Origin of the sequence: Leptolyngbya sp. FACHB-8, from assembly GCF_014695575.1 — a bacterium.
In the GTDB taxonomy this organism is placed as follows: domain Bacteria; phylum Cyanobacteriota; class Cyanobacteriia; order Elainellales; family Elainellaceae; genus Vacuolonema.
On the sequence record NZ_JACJOO010000052.1, the window covers coordinates 85,792 to 103,160 of the forward strand.

The 17,369-nt window shown below is 50.2% G+C and carries 10 protein-coding genes and 2 pseudogenes; 6 read left to right on the forward strand and 6 right to left on the reverse strand.

What is annotated here, in order from left to right:
• Positions 1-61 precede the first annotated feature (61 nt).
• Positions 62-1,768, reverse strand: a complete 1,707-nt coding sequence (locus tag H6F91_RS12400) for an EAL domain-containing protein (protein ID WP_190773483.1) — start codon at positions 1,766-1,768, stop codon at positions 62-64.
• Between the two features lie 1,170 nt (positions 1,769-2,938).
• Between H6F91_RS12400 and H6F91_RS12405 the strand changes: the two genes are divergently transcribed.
• Positions 2,939-3,628 (forward strand): COP23 domain-containing protein, encoded by a 690-nt coding sequence (locus tag H6F91_RS12405; RefSeq protein ID WP_190773482.1) that lies wholly within the window; start codon positions 2,939-2,941, stop codon positions 3,626-3,628.
• 904 nt (positions 3,629-4,532) lie between these two features.
• Positions 4,533-6,962: a CHASE domain-containing protein gene (locus H6F91_RS12410; protein ID WP_199307783.1), complete on the forward strand. Its 2,430-nt coding sequence runs from the start codon at positions 4,533-4,535 to the stop codon at positions 6,960-6,962.
• Positions 6,963-7,114: 152 nt separating this feature from the next.
• Here the strand turns inward: H6F91_RS12410 and H6F91_RS12415 are convergent.
• A pseudogene (locus H6F91_RS12415) lies at positions 7,115-7,816 on the reverse strand (amino acid ABC transporter permease); the annotation flags it as partial.
• A gap of 530 nt (positions 7,817-8,346) precedes the next feature.
• Positions 8,347-9,171, reverse strand: a pseudogene (locus H6F91_RS12420) (basic amino acid ABC transporter substrate-binding protein); the annotation flags it as partial.
• Between the two features lie 287 nt (positions 9,172-9,458).
• Between H6F91_RS12420 and H6F91_RS12425 the strand changes: the two are divergent.
• Entirely contained in the window at positions 9,459-10,220 is a 762-nt protein-coding gene (locus H6F91_RS12425) for an amino acid ABC transporter ATP-binding protein (protein ID WP_277874383.1), read from the forward strand.
• A gap of 36 nt (positions 10,221-10,256) precedes the next feature.
• Here the strand turns inward: H6F91_RS12425 and H6F91_RS12430 are convergent, their stop codons facing one another.
• Together H6F91_RS12430 and H6F91_RS12435 are read right to left on the reverse strand one after the other, a co-directional pair.
• Complete coding sequence (locus H6F91_RS12430) at positions 10,257-11,063, reverse strand: hypothetical protein (RefSeq protein WP_190773480.1); 807 nt, start codon at positions 11,061-11,063, stop codon at positions 10,257-10,259.
• Between the two features lie 28 nt (positions 11,064-11,091).
• Positions 11,092-12,636: a DnaJ domain-containing protein gene (locus tag H6F91_RS12435; RefSeq protein WP_190773479.1), complete on the reverse strand. Its 1,545-nt coding sequence runs from the start codon at positions 12,634-12,636 to the stop codon at positions 11,092-11,094.
• Positions 12,637-12,969: 333 nt separating this feature from the next.
• Here H6F91_RS12435 and H6F91_RS12440 point away from each other — a divergent pair, with 333 nt between their 5' ends.
• On the forward strand, positions 12,970-13,761 hold the full coding sequence (locus tag H6F91_RS12440; protein WP_190773478.1) for an NYN domain-containing protein: 792 nt from the start codon (positions 12,970-12,972) through the stop codon (positions 13,759-13,761).
• A gap of 169 nt (positions 13,762-13,930) precedes the next feature.
• Here the strand turns inward: H6F91_RS12440 and H6F91_RS12445 are convergent, their stop codons facing one another.
• A complete protein-coding gene (locus H6F91_RS12445) occupies positions 13,931-15,325 on the reverse strand; it encodes a hypothetical protein (RefSeq protein ID WP_190773477.1) in 1,395 nt (464 codons plus the stop codon).
• Positions 15,326-15,638: 313 nt separating this feature from the next.
• Here H6F91_RS12445 and H6F91_RS12450 point away from each other — a divergent pair, with 313 nt between their 5' ends.
• Complete coding sequence (locus H6F91_RS12450) at positions 15,639-16,475, forward strand: DUF1350 family protein (RefSeq protein WP_190773476.1); 837 nt, start codon at positions 15,639-15,641, stop codon at positions 16,473-16,475.
• Between the two features lie 133 nt (positions 16,476-16,608).
• Entirely contained in the window at positions 16,609-17,298 is a 690-nt protein-coding gene (locus H6F91_RS12455) for a hypothetical protein (protein WP_199307784.1), read from the forward strand.
• Positions 17,299-17,369 lie beyond the last annotated feature (71 nt).

Sequence of the window (17,369 nt, forward strand, 5' to 3'; positions counted from 1 at the left end):
CTTATAAAAAAGATGGGGTACGACGTTCAACGTCGTACCCCATCTTTTTTGAACCAGGAGTTCACAACCGATCCTGAATTAACAACGCCTCAAACTCCTCTGCGTTCAGGGGCGGGCTGTGAAATTCGCCCTGGGCAGCATGGCAACCATTTTGTCGAAGGAAATCGGCCTGGGCTTTGGTTTCGACCCCTTCAGCGATCGCCTTTAAGGATAGGTTTTGGGCGATCGCAATGACCGCGTTGGTCAAGGTTTCGCTGCCGTCATCGCGAGTAATCATGGCTACCAGACTGCTATCAATCTTGAGAGCGGTCAGAGGCAATCTTTTCAGGAAGCCGAAGGAGGAAAATCCCGTCCCTACGTCATCCATATAAATATGAATACCAACATATCGAAGGCGTCGCAGCGTTTCCTGCATCATCTCGTTGGGCATCATGAGATGATTTTCGCTGACCTCCAGTACCAGCAGGTCGGGGTTGAGGTCGACTTCCCGAAGAATCTGGGCGGTTTGCTCGAAAAAGTTTTCTTGTTGGAGTTCTGCGAGGGAAAGATTGATCCCCACCCGTAAGGAAAGACGATATTTGTCCTGCCATTGCTTCGCCTGTCGACAGGCATGACGCATCGCCCATGCCCCCATAAAGGGAAGCAGATTGCTTTCCTCCGCAATGGACAGGAAACTGGTGGGGCGTAATAGGCCCAGAGTTGGGTGCTTCCACCGCAATAAAGCTTCGGCACCAACAATTTTTTGTGTGATGAGGTTGATTTGGGGCTGATAGTAGAGGGCAAATTCCTGGCTGGCGCAGGCGCGGGTGAGTTGGCTGGCGATCGCCGCCGGGTCAGTCCACACAATATCCTGGGCTGGGTCATAAGGGGCTACATGATGGCCAGACTTGCGCTGAATTCGCTTCAGGGCCATTTCTGCCTGAAGGAGCAAGTGCTCAGGCCCAGTCGTGTCTGCCTGGCCATAGGCCAAACCCACATGCACTTTTGGTTCAACAGACGGCCCTGATGTCTGATAGGAGGCACTCAGGATTCGTAGCAGTGCCCGAGCAGTCTGATCGGCCTCCTGTTCGTGAGAGAGCGATCGCAACAATACCCCAAAGCACTGGTGTCCCAAATAAGCTATGGGGTATTCATCTCCCAAACTCTGTTGCAGGCGGCTGGTAACCTGCTGCAACAGCCCGCCCAGAGGAACGGGGTCTTGATCAGGGGTGTTTCCCCAAAGAAGTTGGATGACCAGCACCGCCAGGGGAAGGGCTGACAGCTCTGACTGGAGGGTGTCACCAACCTGACGCACAAACCACGGACGATTCGGCAGTTGCGTTACCGTATCGTGGTACATCATGTGCTCCAGGGTGGTGACAGCCCGTTGCATTTCGGCCTGGTAAGGCTCTACGACTGCCTGCCGCTTTGTTAAACGTGCTGTAATGGCCCGCAGTAATTCCTCTCGACGAAAAGGCTTGCTGAGGTAATCATCCGCTCCCAGGTTCATCCCCTGGCGTCGTTCGGCCTGCTCAGCTTTGGCTGTCAGAAAAATGAATGGAATGCAAGCTGTTATGGGATTTTCATTCAGCCGCCGCAACACTTCGTAGCCATCGCAGATAGGCATCATGACGTCACACAAAATTAGATCCGGAAGAACCTGGTATGCGACCTCAAGCCCTTCTTCACCATTGATGGCGGCGATCGCCTCAAAACCTTCTGACTGAAGTAACTTGATGATCAGCGCCTGCACAACGGGATCATCTTCGATCAATAGAATTTTTGTCATGGACTGCCGGGTTGTTCTGCTTACCCTAGAACGGAAAAGCTCTGATCAGCATTACTATTTCAATATTCCCTAACCCTGACCAAATGCCGGGTAATTGGCATGAATTTTTAGGGTTATATTCCGACTCTGTAACTGCAGCTATTTCCGGTAAGACAAAATTTGGTCATGTTTCAAAGATGCGAATGCGATGTGGTGAAAGGGGGCACAAAGTGCCCCTTTCACTACATCGCATTCACACGCCTAGAACACTACCGGTTTTAGCAAACTGAATACAAAATTAGTCTGAATATCTTTTTCGAGGCCTTGATTTTGCATATATTTCGCGCACGCAAAGTTAAGGGATGTTATGGGATAAGAACACAGGCCCTTACGTAGGCGAATTTAGCTATACCGCGCTATCATGCAAAAAAGTTCTGCCGCAAGCATGTGCTAAATAATACCGAATAGTCCATGGCAGAGTAGGTACAAATAAAAAAACTGGCTAAAAATAGCCAGTTGCCAAACTCTAGAACCAACGTTGCTAAACTCTGCTTTCTCAAGAGTGCAGCATTCAAACGTGAGCTACACCTCCGAGGGCAGACGTTTCTTTGAAGGAGAAAACCCAAACTGCAGGTTCCCAATCCGGCAGTGAGTGTCAAACAACCTCCGACCATGACCCCAATGCCATGGGGAAATCGCGTTATCTCTCTCAACCATCCATTGTATCAAGCGTCACAGAAAAATCGTTATAAAACTTTACCTCAATTTCCCGTGCGCCCTATAACTCTACCTGATGGGTGAGGTGTTTTCCTGATGGCTATGCCAAACATGGACAAACCTCACAAACCAGGCCCATAAGTTCTACAAAGGGTCAAAACCTGTCGCCAGAACTATATGGCCAATCAAGGTTTGCTTCAAAGCTTGATTCTGCCTCGGCAGAACGTGAGCTTTAAAACTTGCCTTAGTTCTAAAGTACCCATCGGCGTATGCCAGGCGACACCCCCACGTTTAGCCGTTAGATTGTGCCGTCAACTTTGCAGTGAGAAGAATTGCGTCGTGTAAACCCTCTGGGTACGGGTTTTATCCTATATTTGGGAACTTTAAGGCTCTGATAGCGTCAAATCAATACAAAAGCACTCCCGATCTGGGCAGCGCTTAGATTCCGGCAATTTTGATGGGAGAAGGGCAGTCATGGGTTGGAAAGCATGGGTGGTTACAGCGGGAACGGTCGCAGCCTGGGTTGGTATGGGAGTTGCCGTTCTGGCGGCTTCTGTGGATGGGACTGCAACAAAACAGAGCAGTCAGCCAAGCCTTAACGACGTGCGGTTTAGCTGTCAGGTGGTAAATGGGCAATATGTCGTGGTCTACACTCCAGAGAACGAGTCAGACGCTCAATATCCCTGGGCGGAGCCGACCCAATTGGGCGGTGGCTGGACCCCTGAACTGCGCTGTGCTGAAATTAGTCGCCGTCTGGAATCCTACCGTCCTGATGGATTGCTGGAATTGCAAACGGGTACGGAAAACGGGTACAACACTATTTGTGTGACCACTGAGCGGGCTTCTGGTTGCCGCATTGTGTTGACGGTGCCGCCAGGGCAAGATCCGTTGGCGACGCGCGATCGCGTCTTTGAAAACCTGGTTGTTGCTGATAGTGGTCAACGGACGGATGCTGTCACCACCTTCAATGACGATGCCGATGACATTCTAGGCCAAATCGGCGAAGTGCTTGGCTTCCCGGGTACGCCTCGCCGGGGCTCTAGCAGCTCTGATGGAATTAACCTGCGTCCTTTTCTTTCACCAGCGGACGGTGGCACAGGTGAATATTTGAATGGGCCTGCCGGTTCAGGGGGCCAGCGCTTGAATCCCGATCGCTTCCGCTAGGTTTTAGAGAGAGGGGTGCGTTTGCCATACCTCTCTCTCTAGTACAAGCTGTTTGGCAACAACTAGAGAGGGTAGCTCTCATCGTGCTCATTCCTTGCTTTAAAACACAGAATTCTGATTTGACTGCCGTGAAGCGATAGCAAAATCAGAATTCTTTTTTATTGAATAACCTGAGTTGGGGCTAAAGGTGGTTTCGAGCCCTGCACGGTAAGATTTGTGTGTATCTATTTAACCTGAGTTCGGGTTAAGGGCGTTTTCGAGTGCCGCGCGTTGCGCGGCACTCGAAAACGCTCATTTTGGCGTGCGCTTTGCGCACGCCAAAATGAGCACTGCAGCTTATCCCGAACTGAGGTTATTTAACTGTTTTTGGTAGGAATTACGAATACGAGAAACCCTATTAAAAGTTCTATTGTTAAATTACAGTGCTTTTCAAGCGCTTAAAATCTGGTTATTTTTGTGAGAGCCGCACTCCGCGCGGCTCTCACAAAAATAACCGTGGCTGATTCAAGCGCAAAGCGCTGTACCAACGGGCTTGCTATTTTTCTCCAAGTTCTTGATTTTGCGTGTGTCGCGTACACAAAATCAAGAACTTGAGAAAATATAATTATTTTTTCTCCGCCAGAAAAAGCTGAGACTTGGGACTCAGAGACTGAGTTTACCTGTTAAGTGATATGAGGTGGGATGCACCTTATAACACTTAACAGGTTGACTCTCTCCGTGCAGCTTGTGCTGCACATTCTTCTTCCAATGCAAACGAAGATACCTGCGCCTATTGAGTTATGGAGCCAGAGTTCCATCTTTTTATACATCTACTATTCAGCCTGTTAAACCATAATAGGAGCTTGAGGCCCGAGGCATAAACCTCAGTTTTTTCCCTTGTTCTAAGGGTTATTGAAAACTCTTTATGAGAAAGAATTGGCTACTCCAAATTGTTCAGCCATATCGTCGGTGGATTCCCTATTTTGTTCTTTCTGGAACACTGGCACTAACAGCTTTGGCAACAATCTACGTGGAAGAGTCTGCAAAAGATAAAGACCAAATTCGATTTCAATATTTAATGCAGCGGGCAGAGAATAGTATTGAAAGTCGTTTGGAAACTTATGTCGTAATGCTTCGGGGAGGAGCAGGTTTATTCTCTGCAAATGACAGCGTTAATCGTCAGCAATTTCAAAACTATGTTGATCGGCTTCTATTAACTAAGCATTACTCAGGGGTTCAGGGAATTGGTTATACCCAACGCTATTCTTCAGCAGAGCGTGGCCAGATTACTGCATCCCTGCAAATTGAGGGGATGCAACCCTTTGCCCTTCGTCCCAATTTTGAACGCTCGGAGTACTTTCCGATTATCTACATTGAACCTCTTGATCGCCGTAATCAGGCAGCCCTTGGCTACGATATGTTTACCGAGCCAACACGGCGCATGGCTATGGAACAGGCACGCGATAGGGGGCTTGCAACAGCCTCCGGTAGGGTAACCCTGGTTCAGGAAATTGATGAACAGAAGCAGGCCGGTTTCCTAATTTATGTGCCGGTTTATCAGGGAGGAGCCATCCCTGACACTGTTGCTGAGCGGCGCTATGAGTTGAAAGGGTTCGTTTATAGCGCGTTTCGGGCCGATGACCTGATGAAAGGAATTTTTGGGTCAGAGCCTGATTCCTTAATTGATCTTCAGATTTACGATGGCACTGAGCCCAACCCCGAGGCGTTGTTGCATCAATCTCAATCCCATCATCCCCCTGATAAATCCAACTATCGGCCTCGATTTGTTGCCACTAGTACGATTGATATTGCCGGTCGCCCATGGACAATTACCTATAGCTCTCGTCCCACCTTTGATGCAACATCCAGCATTAGCTTGCTTCCCTACGTTGCTATCGGCGGTACCATCATTAGTCTAATTTTGTTTGGTGTGACGCAGGCTCAAATGGAAGCTCAAATGGAAGCTGAGCAGTCTGCTGCGGAGCTGCGAAAATCAGAGCAAAAGCTCAAAAATGCTCATGATGAGCTTGAAAATCGTGTTAACGAACGCACTGCTGAACTAGCTGAGTCCAATCGTGTTTTACAGGATGAAATCGTTGCTCGTCAGAAAGCTCAGGAAGCCTTACAGCAATCCCTTGCATTTGAAGCCCTACTAAAACGTATTACCGATCGCGTCCGTGACAGCCTGGATGAGCAGCATATCTTGGCAGGAGTCGTCAAAGAGCTGGCCGATGGACTAAAGGTCGCTACCTGTAATACAGGTTTATACGACCTGAATGAAAATACCTCTACTATTTGTGCTGAGCACACAACCTCATTACCCTCCATCTTGCATCAGACGGTGCGAATGGCAGATTTTCCGGAAGGATACCAGCAGTTGCTATCAGGTCAGCCCCTACAGGTTTGTTTGATTAACTCGGGTGCCCAACGGGGTTCTGCTACAGTGCTGGCCTATCCTATTTTTGATGATCGGGGTGTTTTGGGGGATCTGTGGCTATTTCGTTCCTCAGATGACGGTTTCAATACGTTGGAGATTCGTTTGGTGGAGCAGGTGGCGACGCAGTGTGCGATCGCTCTCCGCCAGGCTCGGCTTTACGATGCAGCCCAGGCCCAGGTCAAAGCTTTAGAAAAGGTGAACTGGCTCAAGGATGACTTCTTGAGCACTGTTTCCCATGAGCTCCGCACCCCCGTTTCGAACATGAAGTTGTCGATTCGTATGTTAGACATTGCGTTAACCCAGGGGGAGCCGCTGAATGGGAATCGGCAGAAGGTGGAGCGGTATCTCCAAATTTTGCAAGGGGAGTGTCAGCGAGAAATTGACTTAATCAACGACTTGCTCGACTTACAACGCCTGGTCTCAGGGGAAAGGGTACTCAATTTGCAGACTGTACACCCCGAAGTTTGGCTAAACCAACTGATTAAACCGTTTCAAGCTCGCGCTCAGGTTCGGCAGCAAACCCTGAACCTGCATTTGCCTACACAAGACTTACCCCCATTGGTGGCTGATATTGCCAGTTTGGAGCGGGTCATCAGCGAGCTGCTCAATAATGCCTGTAAATACACGCCTCCTGGCGAGACAATGACGCTTCAGGTGCAATCCTATACAGGGCAAATGCAGTTTTCTCTGAGCAATTCGGGGGTTGAAATTCCGGCCCATGAGTTGCCACGTATCTTTGATAAGTTCTACCGAATTCCGAACGCGGATCCCTGGAAGCAGGGGGGGACAGGTTTAGGCTTAGCACTGGTTCAACGGCTTGTCGAGCATATGGGTGGTCGTATTGATGCGAAGTCTGATTGGGGCGAAACAACATTCACGGTCATTATTCCCAACCAGGTCGTTTTGGATAGGGTGTAAAAGTAGGGCCTTTTCCATAAGTTGTTTTTCCGTGCACGACGCGCAAAAAACAACCTTTCAGCGAGCTTTAAAGCGCACCCCAGACGTTTAAATGGAGTGTGGAGTAAGGTATGCCCTTTACTCCACACCCCATTCATCCATAGCACGCATGATTACTCGGCTTGCGCTCTGAGGGGAGGACTCACGGCTTTGCGGCGTGCCCGTTCTACGGGATCCATTCGCTTTTCTAAAAATGTGAAGAATTGGGAGGACAGAGATGTTAGCAATAGATAGATCAAGGCGACGGCTGTGTAAACTTCGAACGCCTGATAGGTTTGGGCCACAATCAACTGTCCCCGACGAAACGTTTCTTCTAGACCGATAACCGCAACCAGGCTGGTGTCTTTAAGTAGCGTAATGAACTCATTACCGATGGGTGGGATCATGCGCCGAAATGCCTGGGGAAAAATGACATAGCGCATCGTTTGGTTTGCTCCCAAACCCAGGGATTCTGAAGCTTCCCGTTGACCGATCTCAATGGATTGAATTCCGGCACGAATGATTTCTGCCAGGTAAGCGGCACTGTTCAGGGTTAATGCCAGAATTGCCGCAGTCCACTGATTCATCGTGAACTTAATCCCCAGGGAATTTGACAGGGCTGGGAAGCCAAAGTAAATCCAGAAAATCTGGACGAGGAGTGGGGTTCCTCGAAAGAAATCGACGTAGGCACGAGTAATCCAGCGTATGGCTGGAATGGGAGAGAGGCGGGCAATGCCGATGAACGTTCCCAGGGTCATGCCCAGAACGATCGCTACTGCGGTTAAAACCAGGGTGACTCCAGCCCCCAATAACAGGTTTGGCAGTGCCCTAACAATGGTCTGAAAAAAGTCTTGCACAGTTACCTCACAGGTTGGCTCAGCCAATGCAAAGGTGATAATGAGCAGAGGTGCGATCGCCAGGACACAAACTGTGGGCCTAGGACAGCATTTGGCTCAATGGACGAGGGCTGATTGCATTTTGATAAACATGAAGTGGTGGATGATACCTGACACGCCTATCAAAATTGCTCTCAATATAGCGCTGTGTGAATGCTGTTTCAAAGCTGTTGTTAGTTTGTTTCAAACAAGTTTCTAATACCAATTCAATAAGCAATACCTTCGCCATTTTTCTCAAGCCTCTGATTGTACAGGCGCGACACGCTCGCAAAATCAAGGTCTTCAGCAAAATGATGAGCATGTTGAACAAGATATAACAGGCAATGAAGCAAGACGGTGTGAGGCACTTTAGTCCCTCACACCGCTCTGTGCTCACTGTGGCTATAAACTAGGCAAAACTGGGTTAATGGCCGCTAACGTTGCACTTGAATGAACCAGCACACGTATTACCCTTGCAACGCCGGGGCGGTTTCTGGTAGTTCAGGCGGTTCAGTCCCAAACCATTTCTTGTAGATTTCGGCGTACTTGCCATTGGTCAGAACGGTATTCAAGCCCTGATTGATCCGTTCCAGGTTAGGGGAGTTTTTAGGCATAGGAATGCCGTAATACTCCTCTGTCAGCAGTTGGCCTACGACCTTCAATGAGTTCAGATTACCGCTCTTAATGGCATAGAGCGTTACAGGAGCATCGTTAATGACTGCATCCACATTCCCGTTAGCGAGTTCTTGCAACGCGAGAGGAGCCGAATCAAAGGTGCGCACCTGAGAACCCGGAATTTGGTTAGCTGTGTTAGCTCCCGTCGTGCCAATCTGAACGGCAATGCGCTTTCCTTCCAGGCTTTCAAGAGAGGTAACATCGTTATTGTTGGCTTGAACGGCGATCGCCAATCCAGCTTTAAAGTAAGGCCGTGAAAAATCGACCGTTTTTGCCCGTTCGGGTGTAATGGTCATGCTGCTAATGGCGGCATCCACTGTTCCCCCCTGCAGAGCAGGAATAATGCCATCAAAAGGCAGGCTTGAAAACTCGACGGTAAATCCGGCTGCTTCTCCAATGGCTCTCATCAAATCGATGTCAAAGCCTTCTAGAGTGCCATCTGATGCTTGCGCTTCAAACGGTGCGAAGGCAGGCTCGGTCGCCACTTTCAAGACAGCAGCGTCGCCACCGGAGGAGGATGCGCCGCCCTCGGCTGCCTCCTGGTTGTTATTGCATGCAGCCATCGTAACAACCAGGGCAAAGCTCAATAGCCCAGGAATGAGGCGGCGTAACAACGTCGATCGTTTTAAGAGATTTAGCATAAATACTGGGTTGCGAATTTCCTCTGAACGGATTATAAAAGGGGAAGATTTGGTACGGTGACGTGCTATCAAAACCATAGCTAAAAAGAGCTTGAGGCTACGTCTGACCAAAGGCCCATCATTTTAGCGAGTTTTCTATTCAAGATTCGTAACAACCCAGCCATTCTAAGGATCTTTTTAGAATCGATTGCCCCTGACTATAGGCCAGCGCAAAATAGCATTACAGGCTCATTGATTTATAGGGCAGAGGGTGTATATTGCGATCAACCTGTCTGTCCATAACCGTTATGATGGATGCCTCGCCTGCGATTAACTTTGACAACCTAGAAAAAAGCTTTGGTCATCTGCGGGTTCTGAAAGGGGTCAGTGGGCAGATTCAACAAGGCGAAGTAGTCGCTATTATTGGCTCCTCAGGCTGCGGCAAAAGTACGCTGCTACGCTGCTTTAACCGGCTGGAGCGCATTAATGGCGGTAGCCTGATAGTGAATGGCATTGACCTGTCTAATTCGCGGATGGGGCCCAGTGAGTTGCGGGAGCTACGGGCAAAGGTTGGGATGGTATTTCAACAGTTCAACTTGTTTCCTCATCTGTCTGTTTTAGAAAACCTCACCCTGGCCCCCCAAAAGGTTTTAGGCGAAAGCAAAGTAGAAAGTGTTCGCTTAGCGCGGTTCTATCTCGATAAGGTGGGCTTGGCGGAAAAAGCAGATTCATATCCCGATCAGCTTTCTGGTGGGCAAAAGCAACGGGTGGCGATCGCCCGTTCCCTCTGTATGAAACCCCGCATCATGCTATTCGATGAGCCGACCAGTGCCCTTGATCCTGAGTTGGTGGGTGAGGTGCTGATGGTGATGAAGCAGCTAGCCGATGAAGGCATGACGATGGTGGTCGTCACCCACGAAATGCAATTTGCCCAGGAGGTTGCTCGTCGGGTGTTCTTCCTTAATGAAGGCCAGGTCGAAGAAGAAGGCCCTCCCCGTGAAGTGTTGAAGAACCCGAAGAGCGATCGCCTTCGGGCCTTTCTCAGTCGCATGAGCTTTGCCCAGGTTTAAAGCTTTGGGGCGGCAGAAACGACTGCTCTAAAACGGTCATTGGCCGGACTCTAGTTGTTGAAAAATATCAGCACTGCGAGGAATGGCATCGGGATCAAAGCCGATGGATTCGACGTTGAGTTCTGCCATCTTCTGATCTGTGCTGACCATAATGGTTCGTAGATCGATGAGTTGTCCCTGGTCGTTCTTTTGAGTGGCGAGAGCGGTGAGGATTTGATTTTCTAAATCCAGGTAGCTCATATAAAGACGCGCATTATTTGTGACGTTATTTTCCTGTTGGAAAATGATGGGAAACGCGCCCACAAAAATTGTGATTGACGAGCTAATGACAAAAATATTAATGACGTAATTATTCGCTTTATCCCAACCAACCTTGCTGATGTAGAAGAGACTGACAGCCGTAACAATTCCGGTGGCAGAAGCGAGGGCGATCGCTGCAAACAATCGGGTATAGAAAAAGATGCTAATACGAGCATAAGCCCTGGCCCGACGTTCAATTTGTGCCAGTTGCACTTGAATGCGATCGCGCTCAGCCGGGGTGCTGTTCTTAAAAGAATTTAAGTAAAGGTTTAAGTTCGCTTTGTCGTTGGTCGTGGATGAGGGCTTGTCATTGTCTGTGCTTGATGCAGAATTGGGGGTGAAAGACGATGCATCTGCATACTTCAAGCCCTGAGTCCAACGCTGGGCCACCCGTTCCGCCTGTACGTTGAGCACATTACCTGCAATAAGTGCCGCGAGTAACATCCCAGCGGAGAGTAGTCCGTGTTTTACAGGGGCTTGTTGTAAAAGGGATGGAATATTCCACGTCCACTTCTTGGCTGAGGAGTTATCGGAATCAATCATTGCGATAAGGGGTTGAGTAACAGAGACGTCAGGAATTAATGGGTTGCCAGAATTTTAATGTGCTATCGAGGCTGCCACTGATTAGCGTGTAGCCATCAGATGCCCAGGCGATCGCCGTTACCACTTTCTCATGCTCTTTCAAGCGAGTACGCAGCCGCTTTCCAGGCACATCCCACAACAGAATTTCAGGATTGGGGCCGATGCTGGCAATAGTGCGACCACTAGGGCTGAACTGGAGATGATGGACGGGGCCATTGCTCTCAAAGGTTTGAGTCAGATGACCATCGGCAACCTTCCATAGGTGAACCAGCCCATCGGTATTGCCTGTAGCCAGGGTGCGCCCATCAGGGCTGAGGGCGATCGCCCGAATGGTCGCCTCCTGTTGGCCAAAGCTCCGTAGCAGTTCTCCCGTTTTGCCATGATGGACCATGACGGTGGCGTCTTCCCCAGCGGAATAAAGCAGGGCGCTATCCGAACTGAGTTGCATGGCCCAGATACAAGCCCGATGATCGCGTAGGGTCTGGCGACGTTCGCCCTGGCTCAAGTTCCAAAGCTGTAGAGTGCCGTCCTGGCTGGCGCTGATGAGGGTGTGGCGATCGCGGGTGAAGGCGACGGCTGTAACCCAGCCCCCGTGGCCGACCAGCGTACGAATGAGATTTCCCGTTTTCGGGTGCCAGAGCTTTACCATGCAGTCTTCGCCACCGCTGGCTAGCAGTTGCCCATCGGAGCTGTATGCCAGGGCCAAAGGAGTGCCGGAGTGTCCCGCAAAGGTACCAAATACATTCTTCTGCTTAAGATTCCAGAGCCAAATCAGTTGGTCTTGTCCACCGACCGCCAGCACTCGACCATCGGGGCTGGGGACGATACAGGTTAGACCTGCTGCAGTTTCCGTCAGGGTTTGAATGCAGTCCCACCGTTCGAGATTCTGAGGCGGTGCTGTGTTTGTCGCCGCAGGCTGTGGCGTTGTCGGTGTGACAAAGGGATCGGAAGACGGAGCAGGGCGTTTAGGCTGGGATGCCTGCATCATATCCAGTTCTTTGGCCCGTCGCAGATCCGACTCGGCTCCTAACTCCAGGCCCATCACGGAATAGACAAATCCCCGGTGGCGATAGGCTTCGGCATAATCTGGGTTGAGCCGAATTGCCATACTGAAGTACTCGATCGCCTCTGGATAATTGCCCACGTTGGCACACTCGGCCCCTCGCTGGTAGGCTGCTTCAGCCCCGCCGCCTCGACTGGCCACATGAGGTTTTGCCGGTGGCCGACTGGCAGCATACGACGACGAGGAAGAACGCGTGGAGGCGGCCTGAGAGGTATGTTCAGCGTTGCCATCTCCATGAGAATTACCCTTGCCATTGCCACTCGTATCGCCAGGATGGTGTTCTCTTAAATAGTCGTAGGCAACGTTGATAGCCTTAATCTTTTCCTCAGCCTGTTGCTTGCGTTGGGCATCACCCGCAAAGCGATCGGGGTGCCAGATTTTCGCCAGCTCTCGATAGGCGGTCTTAATCTCGGTCAGGGAGGCCCCAGGCTGCAAGCCCAGAGTTTCGTAATAACGGCGGAGGTCACTCATGGCCGCTGGGTCGTTCAACTCCTAGTGTGAGCGGTGCGATCGCAGGTACAAATAAGCTAGCGACCCGATAGGGGTCATGATCTCAGATTCACCCTCTGAGGGTAGTATTCCCCATGCTAACCAATAGATATGCAGGTGATATGTCAATTTGATGAATTGGGTTGAGCTACTTAAAAATTGCAAAAGAGGTTGCGTTTTGCGCGTACCCAACTTCTTTCGGAATCTTTGAGCATGCAATTGTATGAAGTATTAGATTGCCTATTCCTCCTGGGCATACTTATAGCCGCGTTCATCGGAACTTAGAAATTAACTACTCGCTACTCTTAATTAAGTATGTCGCAGTCAGAGCTAAAAACTGCACTGCTCATTGATGCAGATAATGCTCCTGCATCCAAAATTGGGACGATCCTATCTGAACTTGCTAAATATGGAGTTACTAATATTCGTAGAGCCTATGGCAACTGGACGAACCCTACCTTAAAACCTTGGGAAGAGTGTTTACAGAAATATGCTATTCGTCCGATTCAGCAATTTGACTACACAAAGGGCAAAAATGCGACTGATGCCGCAATGATCATCGATGCGATGGATCTTCTCTATACACAACAGTTAGATGCTTTTGCAATTGTATCGAGTGATTGTGATTTCACTCCTTTAGTCATGCGGATTTTGGATAACGGTTTAAAGGTCTATGGGTTTGGTGAAGAGAAAACTCCTATATCCTTTATCAAGGCATGTTCAACATTTCTACGTTTAAATGCTGTCAATCAAACAGTGAATTTCGAAGATTCCTCAAAGGTTTCTGAAAAGCATCAAACGAACCAGGAACCGAAACAGGATGTTAAGAAGGTTTCTGAGAGTAAGAAGAAAACAGGTCAGGAACTGAAGCAAGATACTAAATTAATGAATTCACTGAGAGATGCATTGTCTAATACGATAGATAATGATGGTTGGTCGCACCTAGGAGAAGTTGGTAGCTATATAGCAAAGAAAGGCATGTTGAAATGGAAGAACTACGGTTATGCAAAGCTAGTTAGCTTATTTAAAGCAATTGATTCATTTGAGATTCAGCAAAGAAATCAAGTTGTTTATGTGAGGAATAAACAAAAGAAAACGCCGCTATAAAAGAGTGGTCAGCATCTCAAAACGTTTCAACATAGAGCCTACCCGCTTAACCTGAGTTCGGCATGGCTTTTGCATTTGCGTTGTGTGGTGTGCAACGCACACCACACAACGCAAATGCACTGGGTATAGCAAACTTGTGTGAGTCCGTTTGGGTTAAGAGTGTTTCCGCTTATCCCGCACTCAGGTTATTAAGAAGAAATGGAAGCCAGGCTATACAGGAGCCAGAAACCGTAATCATGGCACGTCCACAATTCGAAAGGTTATCACTGCTTTGCTGACGCAGCCAGGGTTGGCAAAAGTAGAAGGCGATCGCCGTCAAGAAAATAGCTGGGAGCGCCACCAGAAAACCCATGACCGATACTTGAGAAAACCCAAAAAACAGCATCATCGGTAGGGTAATCAGCAACCAGGCCTTGATGCTATAGCCGATAATGGCCAGCCGATTTTGCACGCTCCAATAGTTCTGTGGAAAGATCCCGGCGACACCGACGACGGCCAGATTGGCGGCAAAGGAAAGGGTATAGGGATAAAGCAGGCTGGAGCGATCGCTCAGCCCAAATAGCAGCAACCATAGTAAACCTCCGGCACACACACTCAATACCATGCTCATCGTATGGGTCGTGCCAGGTTGCGGCCCCCACTCCGTCAAGAACCAGCGTCGAGCTTGATGGCTCTCAGGAGAAGCAATCCACGGGACAAAGAGGGGGTAGGTGAGAAATAGCATCAGGGGGGGCAGTAACCAGGGAAATCCACCCAGAGACCAGGCCAGGTAGCCGATGAAGGCAGCCCCCAGGATGGCACTGTCATTCAGGGTGGTTCGTCGCCGCCACAGGATCACCAGGATGACCAGCAACACGGTTGCAGCGAGCCGAGCCAACAACCCCGGCAAATCGAGGGTGAGATGCGATCGCAGCAAAACAAAGCTTCCCAGAGGGATAAATAGGTTATCGATGCCCCGCCAGGAAATCGCCTCCAATACCATCACCAGCAATCCCATAATGATGGCGATCACTAAGGTCTCCGCTCGCCCGGTAGGGGTGACTAGCAACAGGGGAATATGCACGCTAAAGAAGGTCGCCATAAAAAAGGCCAGCGAACCCTCTGCGCTCTTGAATCCCTCCGCTGTGGTGTAGCGCGTTTTGCCATAGCGAACCCCGATCAGGGCTGCGATCGCATCAGCCAGCGTCAGAATCAACATGGGAATGGTGAACAGCAACCGGCTGCCATCGGCCAACCAGAACAGCGTCACAATCGAAAAGGTGAAATAAACTTCTCCCCAAGAACGCCGCTTGACTCCTCCCAAAACGCTTCCCAGGTTTTTTGACAGCAGGGGGACAAAGCGCAGACTGAGGAGGAAGGCGATCGCCAACCCTCCCAGAACGGTGACAGGCCAGGGTGAATTAAAGAGCCAGGGGAAGGCTAGCGTCATCAACCCCATGGGAATGTGAACGAGCTTTCGCACCAATTCTGGGTTCGGGGACTGCGATCGCTGCCATGCTCGTAGGCTCAGCATTAAACCTAGAAGGATGCTGAGGACGAGAATGATGTTGAGCCAAGGAGACATGGAGGTGAATGGATAGCTAGGTGGATGGGCAGGAAAAAGGTGGATGAGTGAACTGGCGAGTTACTCGTTGTTGAGAAGTTAATTTTGCGTGCGCGTAGCGCACGCAAAATTAACTTCTCAACCGGTCTTTTAGGGAGGATCTAGATTTTGGCGGCTTCCTCGCTCCCCTGTCTTTTGCCTCTTGCGTGGGGTAGATGCTGGTGAAGCAATTGTTTGAAGGGAGTTTCCCCAACTTTAACCTTTCCCGATCTAGGATGAAGAGGTTCTAGGACAGTGTGTGAGGTTGAGCTCTTGCCTGGGCAAGACGGGGTTTATGGCAGTGACAGATTGGACTGAGATTGCAGGGAATTGGGTTTTGGTGCCGTCGCGGCCCCGGGCAGTGATTCATTTTCTAGGCGGGGCGTTTGTCGCAACAGCGCCCCAACTGTCGTATCGCTCATTGTTGGAGTACCTGGCGGGGCAGGGCTTCGTGATCATCGCGACCCCGTTTGTGAATACGCTAGATCATACGGCGATCGCCCGCCAAGTGCTCGCTTCCTTCCATCGGGGGCTGAATGAGGTGCGATCGCGCTACCTCCGTCAGCGTTATCTACCGGTGTATGGCCTGGGGCACAGCATGGGGAGCAAGCTGCATCTCCTGATTGGCAGCCAATTTGCCCAAGAGCGAGCCGGAAATATCTTGATCTCATTCAACAACTACTCATTTCGTAAAGCCGTGCCCATGGGGGAGCAGGTCTATCAGTTCACCTCCCAGCTCTCCCAATTTGCCTCGCAGTTCATGCAGTTAGCCCCCGACCTGATGCCGAACCTCGAAGTGGAGTTCACTCCCTCCCCCGACGAGACCAATCAAATGATTGCGGATTCCTATCAGGTGCAGCGTAATTTTTTGCTGAAGTTTACCAACGACACCATTGATCAGACTCGCCCCCTACACGATATTCTGCGGGTGCGCTACCCCGAAATGACTGCTGTAGAAATTTTGCCGGGAAACCACCTGACGCCTCTGGGGCAAGATGTGAAATGGCAACCAGGCACGGCATTTACCCCCTTTGATGCCCTTGGCCAGTTTGTGAACCAGTCTGTAAACCGCGATTTTTATGGGTTGCAAACATCCATTTTGCGTTGGCTTAATCCAACCGCTGGGTTCTAGCAAGCTGGCACATTTGTGTGGATTTCTCGTCTGAGTTCGGGAGACAGAATTACACTTGGAATTCGTGAGGGCTGATCTTGGCTCTACCTGTCTCCATTGGCACCGTACCAGACCACCTCTATCTGTGTTTCAAATGCTTCATCCTGTTTTTTCGCGTGGCTTGATCCTGGGTAGCTTACTGCTACTGGGAGGGTGCCCTACCTCGACGCCTCCTGTTGCTGAAGCACCTCCTGCTTCAACGACCACCCCTTCACCCACCGTGACCCCCTCATCCTCTCCTTCCACAACACCCAGCCCTACTTCCCGAGAAATTAGCGCTACAGCCATTGGTGCGGCCCGACTGGGGATGACCCTGGGGGATTTGAAGCGGGCATTACCGGGAGCTACGTTTGAGGTGAAGTCGCCCTTTATGGTTGACTTTGATGCGATCGCCGTTTCCCAAGACAATGCTACTCAGTTCTATATTCTCTACCTAGCTGGGGATACCTTTGAGGATACCGATACCGTTCAGGGGCTTCTGACGGATAACTCTAGCTTCCGCACCGATCAAGGAGTTGGCCCTGGCTCCTCCATTGCGGATGCGGAGGGAGCCTACGGCAACGCCACTCTCTCCTACAACACCGAAAACGAATCTCGTGAGTACGTGCGCTTTGAGAACCATCCCTCTCCGAACCTGGCCTTTTACACCGGCACGGGTAGCGAGGCAGGAGTTTACCCTGAGCAGGAGAGTAGCTTCCACGAAACCCAGGATTATCGCCCAGAGGCCACGATTAAGTCTGTGATGGTGATTTGTCTGCGAGAAGGCTGTGCAGCCCCACAGTAAGTCGTTATTTGTGATAGGACAAAAGAGGTTGTCTGCTGAGCAGCCGATCTTGTCCTCCTCATGACCCCAGG

Coding starts and splice junctions, on each gene's coding strand:
- H6F91_RS12400 (WP_190773483.1), bottom strand. CDS start 1,768: ATGACAAAAATTCTATTGATCGAAGATGATCCCGTTGTGCAGGCGCTG.
- H6F91_RS12405 (WP_190773482.1), top strand. CDS start 2,939: ATGGGTTGGAAAGCATGGGTGGTTACAGCGGGAACGGTCGCAGCCTGG.
- H6F91_RS12410 (WP_199307783.1), top strand. CDS start 4,533: ATGAGAAAGAATTGGCTACTCCAAATTGTTCAGCCATATCGTCGGTGG.
- H6F91_RS12425 (WP_277874383.1), top strand. CDS start 9,459: ATGATGGATGCCTCGCCTGCGATTAACTTTGACAACCTAGAAAAAAGC.
- H6F91_RS12430 (WP_190773480.1), bottom strand. CDS start 11,063: ATGATTGATTCCGATAACTCCTCAGCCAAGAAGTGGACGTGGAATATT.
- H6F91_RS12435 (WP_190773479.1), bottom strand. CDS start 12,636: ATGAGTGACCTCCGCCGTTATTACGAAACTCTGGGCTTGCAGCCTGGG.
- H6F91_RS12440 (WP_190773478.1), top strand. CDS start 12,970: ATGTCGCAGTCAGAGCTAAAAACTGCACTGCTCATTGATGCAGATAAT.
- H6F91_RS12445 (WP_190773477.1), bottom strand. CDS start 15,325: ATGTCTCCTTGGCTCAACATCATTCTCGTCCTCAGCATCCTTCTAGGT.
- H6F91_RS12450 (WP_190773476.1), top strand. CDS start 15,639: ATGGCAGTGACAGATTGGACTGAGATTGCAGGGAATTGGGTTTTGGTG.
- H6F91_RS12455 (WP_199307784.1), top strand. CDS start 16,609: ATGCTTCATCCTGTTTTTTCGCGTGGCTTGATCCTGGGTAGCTTACTG.